Here is a 10186-nt window from a genome sequence, read left to right on the forward strand (position 1 = left end):
ACCATCACCGCTCCTGCCTCAGCGCGCTCTCGTGCCAGCGCCGCAAAATGAGATGCGAAATCAGCGACAGCACCAGGAAGATCAGGATGCCGGTGAGCGAGATCAGGATCAGCGCCGCGAACAGCCTTGGCGCGTTGAGCCGGTAGCCGGCCTCGATGATGCGCGAGGCGAGGCCGGACGACTGGCCGGTGGCCCCGGCGACGAACTCTGCCACCACCGCGCCGATCAGCGACAGGCCGCCGGCGATCTTCAGCCCGCCGAGGAAATAAGGCATCGCCGCCGGCAGCCGCAGATAGCGCAATTGCTGCCAGCGGGTCGCACCGTTGAGCTTGAACATGTCGCGCAGATTGCGGTCGACGGAATTGAGGCCGAGCGTGGTGTTGGAGAGGATCGGGAAGAAGGCGACGATCCAGGCGCAAAGCAAAAGCTTCGTCGTCTGGTTGTCGACATAGATATTGATCAGCGGAAAGATCGCGACGATCGGCGTCACCTGCAGCACGATGGCGAACGGAAAGAACGACATCTCCACCCATTTCGATTGAGCGAACAGCACTGCCAGCCCGACACCGCCGACCACGGCGAGAAGCAGGCTCAAGAAGGTGATCCGGAGCGTCACCAGCAGCGACGAGAACAGCAGCCCGGCATCGTCGTGCAGCGTTTGCAGCACCACGCCGGGGCGCGGCAGTATGTATTTCGGAATGTCGTTCCAGACACAGATGCGGTCCCACAGCCAGATGGCCAGGATCATGATCGCCAGCGGCAGCAGCCATCTGCCGATGCGCTCGAAGCGCTCCTGGCGGACGCGGCGCGCCTCCTCCGGGTCGAGCGCCAAGACTGGTTCTTCAATGGCCGTCATGATGCGGTCCGGCAGTTGAGTTGATGGCGCCGATCAGCACGTCGGATGCCTGGCGGCAGAGCGCGGCATAGTCGGGCGAGGTGCGAAACGCCTCGTCGCGCGGATAGGGCGCGTCGACGGCAAGCTCGGCAAACACCCGGCCCGGCCGCGCCGCCATGACGACGACGCGGTTGGAGAGGAATACGCTTTCGAAGACGCTGTGGGTGACGAAAACGACGGTAAAACGCTCATCCTGCCATAGCTCCAGAAGATCGTTGTTGAGCTTGAAGCGGGTGATCTCGTCGAGTGCGGCGAACGGCTCGTCCATCAACAGAATGCGCGGCTTGGTCACCATGGCGCGGGCGATCGAGACGCGCATTTTCATGCCGCCTGACAGTTCGCGCGGCACGGCCTTCTCGAAGCCGGTCAGGTGAACCCGCGCCAGCATCTCCATCACCGCCGGCGCCGCCTTGGCCCGCGACACACCCTTCAGACGCAACGGCAGCCAGACATTGTCGAAGACGTCGGCCCAGGGCAGCAGCGTCGGCTCCTGGAAGACGAAGCCGATATTCGAACGCTCGAGGGCGCCGCTGCCGCGCCAGTCGAGCACGCCCGAGGTCGGCGTCGACAGGCCGGCAATCAGCCGCAGCGCCGTCGATTTGCCGCAGCCCGACGGCCCGAGCAGGCTGAGGAAATCGCCCTCCCGGATCGTCAGCTCGACATTGCTGAGCGCGGTGACGCCGTTGGAAAAAACCTTGCCGACGCCACGCAGCGCCAACAGCGTCGGCTCCGATACACTTCCTGGCTGTTGCGCCACTTTCTCCAGCTTCACGGCCTACTTCTTCAGGTCGAGCCCGACGCTCTTGTTGACGAAGGCCAGCGTGTAGGCCTTCTTGATGTCGATACCCGCCGGCGCGACCTTGGCCTTCACCATCTTGTCGTAAAAACTCTGGATGCGCGCGTCGCTCATGGCGCCGATGCCGAGCTTTTCGCTGTCGCCGGAATCGACCACGCCGAACTTCTTCAGCTGCTCGATCGAGAAAGCGATCTGCTCATCCGTCATGTCCGGATTTTCCTTCTTGATCATCTCGTTGGCGGCCTTGTTGTCGCCGTAGAGATAATTGTACCAGCCCTTGGCCGAGCCATCGACGAAGCACTGGACCACCTCGGGACGCTTGTCGATCGTCTCCTGCATGGTCTCGACCGTCGTTGCATATGTGTCCCAGCCATAGTCGGCCAGCAGGAACTGGTTCGGCGTGAAACCGCCCTGCTTCTGGACGGCGAATGGCTCCGAGGTGACGTAACCCTGCTGGATCGACTTCTTGTTGGCGATGAACGGTGCCGGGTTGAAGGTGTAGGGCACGCGCTTGGCGGCATCGAAGCCGAGGTCGGTGACCATCCACTGGAAGAAGGTCTGCGCACCTTCGTCGCCGAGGATGTACTGCTCGGCGTTCTTCAGGTCTTCCCATTTGTCCAGCCCCTGCCCGGGATGGGACATGATGACCTGCGGGTCCTTCTGGAAGTCGGCCGCCACGACGCGCATCGGTATGCCTTGCTGCACGGCATCGAAAGCCGACAGCAGATTGCCGCCCATGTAAAAATCGATCTTGCCGGCCAGCAGCAGCGGCCGGCCGCTGACCTGTGGGCCGCCCTGCATGATCGTCACGTCGATGCCGCAGGCCGCATAGGTGCCGTCCGCCACGGCCTGGTAGTAACCGCCATGCTCCGGCTCAGCCAGCCAGTTGGTGCCGAAGGTGACTTTTTCGTTCGCTGCCGCGGCAAGCGTGCCTGCGCCAAGCAGCACGATCGCGCACGTCGAAATCTTGAGTTTTCTGTACATCCACACCACCCTTTGTTCGCTCCGGCGCGTCACGCGCCGGGCTCGACACCATTGTTTCAAGAAGCAAGACACATGCCACCGGCGCGTTGCGCCGGGACCGCCCGCTTGTGCAATGCCCGCCTGAGCAATGGCGGCGCGAAGGCCGGACGGGTCATGCTGTACGAAAGGCATCGTGCCTATTTTTTGATCGCCTGTCCATAATCGCCCTCGTGACATGCACCGCCATCTTGATGCCCGCATCGATCCGGCCTTAGAGCGACGTGCGTCCACTTGGACGCACAAAGTACGCTCTAAAACTTTGAATCTTCGCATCGTGCTTTCCGAAAATCGATCCCGATTTTCGGGCCGATGCGATAGGCTGCCGTGAACGGAGATTGCCATGTTCAAATTTCTCACGCCGAAGTCGATCAAGCCCCCCTTCGCCCGCTACAGCCATGGCGTCGAACTGCCGCCCGGAAAGCGGCTGGTTCTGTGTTCGGGCCAGGTCGCGATCACAGCGGATGACCAGATTCCCGAGGAGGCCGGCGCACAGGCCGAGCTTTGTTTCCGGAACATATCGGCGATTCTCGGCGAGGCCGGGCTCGGCCTGTCCGACATCGTCCGCATCAATGCCTACGTCACCGACCGCGCCTTCCTGCGCCCCTATATGGAGGTTCGCGACCGGCTGTTCGCCAGCCCGGCGCCGGCCTCGACGCTGATGATCGTGTCCGGGTTTGCCCGGCCGGAATTCAAGGTCGAGATCGAGGTCATTGCGGCGGGATGATCGACAGCCGATCGTTCCCGCGTTAGGTCTGGGCTTGTCGGTTCAAGAGGGCATGACATGACCGCTGCAAAAAAACGCGTATGGTGGGGTGACTACCGGACCACCGAATACGCGACCGTCGATCCTGAGGCGACCATTGCCGTTCTGCCGCTGGCGGCGATTGAGCAGCACGGCCCGCATCTGCCGGTCTCGACCGACACCTCGATCATGAACGGCATGCTGGAAACGGTGATCGCGCGCCTGCCCGGCGATCTCGACATCCGCATCCTGCCGGTCCAGGCGGTAGGCAAGTCGAACGAGCATTTGCATGCGCCCGGCACCCTCACTTTGCCGGCGACGACCTTGGTCGAGGCGTGGACCGAACTTGGCCTGTCGGTCGCGCGCGCCGGCGTCCGAAAACTGATTGTCGTCAACTCGCATGGCGGCAATGAGGAGATCATGGGCATCGTCACCCGCGAATTGCGCGTGCGGACAAAGATGCTGGCGGTAAAGACCAGCTGGCAGCGTTTTGGCCGGCCGGCCGGCATGTACACCGAGCTCGAGGACCGCCACGGCATTCATGGCGGCGACGTCGAGACCTCGTTGATGCTGCATTTCCGGCCCGATCTCGTCGACATGGCCAAGGCCGACAATTTCGTGTCCAAGGTCGCCCGCGCCGAAAAGGAATTTGCGCTGCTGCGCCACACCGGAACGCACGCCTTCGCCTGGATCGCCAGCGATCTCAACCCGAATGGCGTGGTCGGCGACGCCAGCGTTGCAACCGCCGAAAAAGGCCAGCTCACCGCCGAGCATCAGGCCGACGGCTTCATTGGCCTGCTGAGAGACGTGCGCAATGCAAAGCTGGCGGATTGGTTGGCTTAGGTGTTTGATCCCACCAGCTCAGGCCTCGCTCACGAGGAGCGATTCCATTCGCGCGAGGATCCTCACTTCACCTCTTGAAGCGGCGACACCGTGTAGATTTCGTCCAGTATCTTCACCATCAAGGTGTTGGCGGTCGCCTGGCCGTCGAGCGCGAGAGTCAGGTTGGTCCATATGACCAGGGTCACGTCATTGGCCGGATCGTAGCCCATGAAGGACTGGTAACCGGGCATCTCGCCTTCGTGATAGTAGATTTCGTTACGCCCGAAGGTCAGCGTTAGGATGCCATAGCCGTATTTTTGCATGGCGGGTTCGCCCGGCTCCGGCGCCTCAGGGCTTGCAAGCCACTGCCGCTGAAAGTCGGCATTGAAGAGCTTGCCCCCGACTAGCGCGCGCATCCAGGTCGCGAGGTCATCCGCGGTGGAGATGACTCCGCCAGCCGCAAAGTAGGCGGACGGGTTCTGCCATGTGTCATCGTTGGGCTTGAGCGTTCCCGCCCTGGCCGCAGCCTGGAGGTCGTCCGGATAGGGCGCATCAGCCAGGGCGTACGAAGTACTGCCGTAGAGATAGCCGTTTGAGTATGGCTCGGGGATGGCGTTCGACGTGCTCGGCGGCAACGCGGTGTTCTTCATGCCGAGCGGCCCGAACAGGCGGTCCCGGAAGATGGTCGAGAGCGGCTTGCCGTCGATCTTCTCGGCAACAAGGCCGAGCAGATAGTAGTTGGTGTTGTTGTACTCGAATTCGGCACCCGGCGCGAAGTCCGGCGGCCGTTTGAACGCCATGCCGAGTACTTCATCGGCGGTCCATGCCTTGTAAGGATACTTGTCCAGGCTTTCGGCAAGTTCCGGCGCATTGGTGAAGTTAGGGAGGCCGCTCCGCATTGTTATGAGCTGCCGAATGGTTATCTCGTCGCCGTTGGGAACGCGCTGGACGTATTTCGAGATCAGATCGGCGAAGCTCAGTTTCCCCTCCTGCACCAGTTGCACGATGACAGCGGCGGTCATCGTCTTGGTGTTCGAGGCCGCACGGAAGTGGGTATCGGCGCGCGGCGGGTTCGTGGCACCCAGTTCAGTCGTACCGTAGCCGAAGACGAGGTTGCCCTGCGGAGTCTTGAGCAAAACCATGGCACCGGGCAGCATAAGTTCCTTGGCCAAACCCTCGACAGTGGCTTGGAGCGCTGCCAGGTCGATCGACTTGAGAGCCGGCATGGACGCGGCCATGGCGCTGCCTGTCGCGCAGACCACGCCAACAACGATGGCCAAAATTCTCCCGATCATCATTCGCCCCTTGGCCGTGTCCTAGAACTCCTGCGCACTTTTCCTGGAATTTGTTTTTAGGCTCAGATTTTCAATTCGAACGGCGTGCCTTCGAAAGCATCCGCGCCGCGCCCGATCGCCTGGATCGCTTCGATCATCCGGCCCCTGCGATCGAGCAGTGCGTCGGCAATTGCGATCAGCCGCGGATTGGGTGTCGCCGTGGGCGACAGCGCGCGCAGCGTCTCGGCCAACTCGGCCTCGTCGCGCTTCGGCGCCAGCGCTGCCGCGATGATATAGGCCGAAGCGGTCGAGCGGCTGATGCCGGCATAGCAATGCACCACCAGCGGCCGCGAGCGATCCCATTGGCATGCGAAATCGAGCAGGTTCACGACATGCTCCTCGCCCGGCATGGTCATGCCCTCCTGCGCCACCGCAATGTCGTGCATGACCAGATGCAGATGGTTTTCCCTGGTGATCGAGGCCGGTCGCATCACCTCCGTTCCGGCAGCGAGCAGCGAAAGCAGCCGCCCGGCCCCGGTCTTCGTTACCGTTTCCTCGACTTTGGACAGCGAGCAGACGTGGATCATTGGGTAGTTTCTCCCTTGGCATCATCGTCGCGCCGCGAGGCCCAGCCGGCAAGTGCCGATTCGAGCCGCCGCCATTCTTCATCGGCTCCCGGCAGGCCGGCGCGCAGCGCATCCGGACGATCGGCGAAATGCCGAAGCAGGATGCCGCGCTGGCCGAGCACCGAAAACAGGCCGGCGGCGCCCGCCAGCCTGATATAGCGGAACAACGCGGTGCCACCGGCGACAGGCACGCCGAAGCGGGCGAACAGCGTATCGAGCCGCGCGGCATCCTCGGCCAGACGGCGCCGCATCCCGGCCTGCCAGCCGGTATCGGCAAGCGCCCTTATGCCATATTCGAGCGCCGGCCCGGCAACCGCCCATGGCCCGAATTGCGCCTCCAGCCGCTCGACCGTCAGCGCACCGGCCAGTGCAAAGCCAAGCCGCAGGCCGGCCAGGCCGAAGAACTTGCCGAACGAACGCAGCACGACGATGCCGCCCTGGTCGACGTCGCCGGCCACGCTTTCGCTGCGCGGGCCGACATCCATGAAGGCCTCGTCGACCACCAGCAGCCCACCTCTGGCGCGCAATGTCCCGGCAAGTCGAAGCAATCTTTCGCGCTCGACGACGCGCCCGTCCGGGTTGTTGGGATTGACGACGACGGCAAGGTCGGCCGCCGCCAGGGCTTCGAAATCATCGACTTCAGCCGCCGCATGGCCGGCGATCGCCGCTGCCCGCCGATGCTCGGCATAAGTCGGCCCGAGCACCAGCGCCGTGCCCGGGCTGACCAGGGAAGCGACGCGCGGCAACAGGATCTGCGTGCCGGGCGCCGCTGCGACATTCGCCGCCGACGGGGCGCCATAGGCGCTTGCCGCGAGTTCAGCCAAGTCGCGGCTGCGCGCTGATTCCGGCAATCGCGACAGGGCGGTGGCGGGCAAATCGAAAAGCGGGTAGGAGTGCGGATTGATCCCGGTCGAGAGGTCGACGAAAGGCAGCGGCGCGTGAGGGAAAATCGCCCTCGCCCGGCCAAGGCTTCCGCCGTGGTCCACTGCCGCCGTCACTCCATCAAGAGACTTCATGCCGATCCTGATCACTTTCCTGGCGCTGGCCATCGAACTTGTACTCGGCTACCCGGCCCGGCTCTTCGATGCCATTGGCCATCCCGTCACCTGGTTCGGCAGGCTGATATCCTTTCTCGACCGCAGGCTCAACCGCGCCACTGATTCCGACGCCCACCGTCGCGGCTGGGGCGTCTTCGCGCTGCTGGTGATCGTGCTGGTGCCGGCCGCCCTCGCCCTCTGGCTCGAAACCTTGCTTTGGAGCATTCCCCTCGGCTTGTTGGTCACCGCAATCCTGGCGACGTCGCTGCTGTCGCAGAAGAGCCTGGCCGAGCATGTCGAAGCGGTCGCCGATGCCCTCGACAGCGGCGGACTGGACATGGGCCGAATTGCCGTCTCGCGGATCGTCGGTCGCGACCCGGAAAAGCTCGACAGGGCCGCTGTCTGCCGCGCCGCGATCGAAAGCCTGGCCGAGAATTTCTCCGACGGCGTCGTCGCTCCGGCCTTCTGGCTCGGTATCGGCGGGCTCGCCGGCGGCGTCGCCTACAAGGCCGCCAACACCGCCGATTCGATGATCGGCCATCGCACCCCGCGCCACGAAGCCTTCGGCTGGGCGGCTGCGCGCTTCGACGACTGGATCAATCTGCCGGCGTCGCGGCTGACGGCGCTGCTGATCGTACTCGCCGCTTTCCTGGTCAAGGGCGCCGACGCCAAGGGCGCTTGGCACGCCGTGCGGCGCGATGCGAAAAAACACCGCTCGCCCAATGCCGGCTGGCCGGAGGCAGCGATGGCCGGCGCGCTCGGCCTGGCGCTCGCCGGCCCCCGTTCCTATGACGGCGTCATGGTCGAAGACGCATTGATGGGCGAAGGCGGCCGGCGCGAGGTGGAGAGCGCCGACATCCGACGGGCCCTCAAACTCTACCGCGTCGCCGACTTACTGCTGATCGCGCTGTTCGGGATCATCGTGGTGATCGTCATCGCCGCGTGAACGTCCGAATGGGTCGGCAAACCCGACCTACCAGGTAACACGGACTTCCTTTGCGCTCGGATCGGCTTCCACGCCAAACCTTTTGATCGCGTACCCACCGGCAGCTACGGGAGAAGATTTCAATAAGGGTTCGACTACGACAAAAAGTCGTTCAGCGTTTGGCCCATACATGTAGAGGATGCATTCGCCTTCACCAAACAAGTCACCGTCAAACTCGCCGACCGATGCATCCTCGATAGCTTTCTCTAGCCGATCCTCGAGCGCATAAATGGATTCGCGTTCGTCAGCGGCACCAAACTGACCATCATTGAGAATAAGATAGACGATTACCGCCTGGTCCACGAACAATCTCCAGCTTCGCAAGCGACCAGAACTCTATCCCCTGACATCCGGCGGCACTGAAACTCTACCGGATCGCCGACTTTCTGCTGATCGCACTAGTTGGGGTAATCTCGACGGTCATAATTCTGTTGTGATCTTCGCCCGATCTCAGGCGAAACAAAAAACCCGCCAAGCGACGGGTCGTTGGAGCCCAATTAGCACCATACCAAAATTAGTAGCATAGCTGCCGGCACAAAGCAAGAACAAAATAGGGCTACGCTTCAACTAATCGCGTCAGGTCGGCGCCGCCCCTCACCCTTACCATTCCAGGGGCGAGCCGCTTCGTGCGGCTTTCCCTTCTCCCCTTGTGGGAGAAGGTGGCCGCGAAGCGGCCGGATGAGGGGTGTTCCAGCTTGGCACCAACAGCGCTCCGGCCAGCACCCCTCAACCGTCTTGGCGCTGCGCGCCAATCCACCTTCTCCCACAAGGGGAGAAGGAAGAAGAGGCGCCAGCAACACCCCTCAGAACTCGATCCCCTGCTGCGCCTTCACGCCGGCGGAGAAGTGGTGCTTGGTCACGCCCATCTCGGTGACCAGGTCGGCCGCCTCGACCAATACCGGTTTGGCGTTGCGGCCGGTGACGACGACATGCAGGCCTGCGCGACGCGCCTTCAGCGCCGCGACCACCTTTTCGAGATCGAGGTAGTCGTAGCGCAGCGCGATGTTCAGCTCGTCGAGCACCACCAGGCTGATCGACGGGTCGGCCATCAGCTCCAGCGCCTTCGCCCAGGCAGCCTCGGCCGCCGCGACGTCGCGCTTCAGGTCCTGTGTCTCCCAGGTAAAGCCCTCGCCCATGGCGTGCCAGACGACACGATCGCCAAAACTAGCAAACGCGTCCTTCTCGCCGGTATGCCATTTGCCCTTGATGAACTGAACGACGCCGACGCGCTTGCCATAGCCGAGCATCCTGAGCGCCAGCCCGAAGGCGGCCGTGGTCTTGCCCTTGCCCGGTCCGGTGTTGACGATCAGCAGCCCCTTCTCGACCGTCTTGGCCGCGACCTCGGCGTCCTGCACCGCCTTGCGCTTGGCCATCTTGGCGCGGTGGCGTTCCTCGTCCTTGGGATCGATAGTATCAGCCATGTCATTTCACCTTGAGCGGCAGCCCCGCCACCATCAAAAGCACGGTGCCGGCAACAGCCGCGACGTCCTGGTTCAGCCGGCCGGCGGCGTCGCGAAACCGTCTTGCCAGCGCATTGTCCGGCACGATGCCCTGGCCGACCTCGTTGGACACCACGAACCACGGCCCACGCGGCCGCGACAGCACATCGGCCAGCCTCCGGCATTCGGCCCCGACATCATGGTCGGCCAGCATATGGTTGGTCAGCCACAGCGTCAGGCAATCGATCAGCACCGGCTGGCCGTCAGGCAGCGCTCCGATCGCGCCGGCAAGGTCGAGCGGCGCATCGATGGTCGTCCAGCCGGCGCCGCGGCGCGAGCGGTGCAGCGCGATGCGCTGGCGCATCTCGTCGTCATAGGCTTGCGCCGTGGCGATATAGCTCCAAGGCGGCGGGCCGACCGTCACCAGGCTCTCGGCATGCGCGCGCGTTGCGGCGCGCGCCCCGCCCCCGCCCACGGGCACTGCCCCCCCACCCCCGGCCGGGAAACCAGTAGCGCCGGCAGGTGGCCCGGGCCGTGAACCCTCCGC

12 protein-coding genes are annotated in these 10186 nt (G+C 63.7%); 3 read left to right on the plus strand and 9 right to left on the minus strand.

The window, feature by feature from the left end; translation table 11 throughout:
- Window positions 1-4: 4 nt before the first annotated feature.
- From NKI08_RS02325 to NKI08_RS02335, 3 genes are read right to left on the minus strand one after another with little or no spacing between them, the layout of a single operon-like run.
- Window positions 5-856 carry an ABC transporter permease gene (locus tag NKI08_RS02325; RefSeq protein WP_352490743.1) on the minus strand — a complete coding sequence of 284 codons (852 nt, stop codon included), beginning with the start codon at window positions 854-856 and terminating at the stop codon, window positions 5-7.
- Window positions 843-1667, minus strand: coding sequence for an ABC transporter ATP-binding protein (locus NKI08_RS02330; RefSeq protein ID WP_352452129.1), 825 nt, complete (start codon window positions 1665-1667; stop codon window positions 843-845). Before NKI08_RS02330 ends, NKI08_RS02325 begins: the two co-directional genes overlap by 14 nt.
- A gap of 3 nt (window positions 1668-1670) precedes the next feature.
- Window positions 1671-2675 carry an ABC transporter substrate-binding protein gene (locus tag NKI08_RS02335; RefSeq protein ID WP_352766948.1) on the minus strand — a complete coding sequence of 335 codons (1005 nt, stop codon included), beginning with the start codon at window positions 2673-2675 and terminating at the stop codon, window positions 1671-1673.
- 379 nt (window positions 2676-3054) lie between these two features.
- Here NKI08_RS02335 and NKI08_RS02340 point away from each other — a divergent pair, with 379 nt between their 5' ends.
- Window positions 3055-3438, plus strand: a complete 384-nt coding sequence (locus NKI08_RS02340) for a RidA family protein (RefSeq protein WP_352766950.1) — start codon at window positions 3055-3057, stop codon at window positions 3436-3438.
- 57 nt (window positions 3439-3495) lie between these two features.
- Window positions 3496-4299, plus strand: a complete 804-nt coding sequence (locus tag NKI08_RS02345; RefSeq protein ID WP_352681647.1) for a creatininase family protein — start codon at window positions 3496-3498, stop codon at window positions 4297-4299.
- A gap of 62 nt (window positions 4300-4361) precedes the next feature.
- Here the strand turns inward: NKI08_RS02345 and NKI08_RS02350 are convergent, their stop codons facing one another.
- The 3 genes from NKI08_RS02350 to cobD are packed head-to-tail and all read right to left on the minus strand — an operon-like array spanning window position 4362 to window position 7194.
- Window positions 4362-5576, minus strand: coding sequence for a serine hydrolase domain-containing protein (locus NKI08_RS02350; protein WP_352766952.1), 1215 nt, complete (start codon window positions 5574-5576; stop codon window positions 4362-4364).
- A 59-nt stretch (window positions 5577-5635) separates the two neighbouring features.
- Window positions 5636-6139 carry a tyrosine phosphatase family protein gene (locus tag NKI08_RS02355; protein ID WP_352766954.1) on the minus strand — a complete coding sequence of 168 codons (504 nt, stop codon included), beginning with the start codon at window positions 6137-6139 and terminating at the stop codon, window positions 5636-5638.
- On the minus strand, window positions 6136-7194 hold the full coding sequence (gene cobD, locus NKI08_RS02360) for a threonine-phosphate decarboxylase CobD (RefSeq protein ID WP_352766956.1): 1059 nt from the start codon (window positions 7192-7194) through the stop codon (window positions 6136-6138). Before cobD ends, NKI08_RS02355 begins: the two co-directional genes overlap by 4 nt.
- Between cobD and cbiB the strand changes: the two genes are divergently transcribed.
- Window positions 7193-8161, plus strand: coding sequence for an adenosylcobinamide-phosphate synthase CbiB (gene cbiB / locus NKI08_RS02365; protein ID WP_352613962.1), 969 nt, complete (start codon window positions 7193-7195; stop codon window positions 8159-8161). The genes cobD and cbiB overlap by 2 nt on opposite strands.
- Before the next feature lie 27 nt (window positions 8162-8188).
- Here cbiB and NKI08_RS02370 read toward each other — a convergent pair whose 3' ends face one another.
- The 3 genes from NKI08_RS02370 to cobU all read right to left on the minus strand — a co-directional run bounded on the left by NKI08_RS02370 (window position 8189) and on the right by cobU (window position 10120).
- Complete coding sequence (locus tag NKI08_RS02370; RefSeq protein ID WP_352470255.1) at window positions 8189-8503, minus strand: hypothetical protein; 315 nt, start codon at window positions 8501-8503, stop codon at window positions 8189-8191.
- A gap of 500 nt (window positions 8504-9003) precedes the next feature.
- On the minus strand, window positions 9004-9621 hold the full coding sequence (gene cobO / locus NKI08_RS02375) for a cob(I)yrinic acid a,c-diamide adenosyltransferase (RefSeq protein ID WP_352613961.1): 618 nt from the start codon (window positions 9619-9621) through the stop codon (window positions 9004-9006).
- 1 nt (window position 9622) lies between these two features.
- Window positions 9623-10120 (minus strand): bifunctional adenosylcobinamide kinase/adenosylcobinamide-phosphate guanylyltransferase, encoded by a 498-nt coding sequence (cobU, locus tag NKI08_RS02380; protein WP_352766979.1) that lies wholly within the window; start codon window positions 10118-10120, stop codon window positions 9623-9625.
- Window positions 10121-10186: the final 66 nt, after the last annotated feature.

Source organism: Mesorhizobium sp. M0768, from assembly GCF_040320195.1.
Taxonomy (GTDB): domain Bacteria; phylum Pseudomonadota; class Alphaproteobacteria; order Rhizobiales; family Rhizobiaceae; genus Mesorhizobium.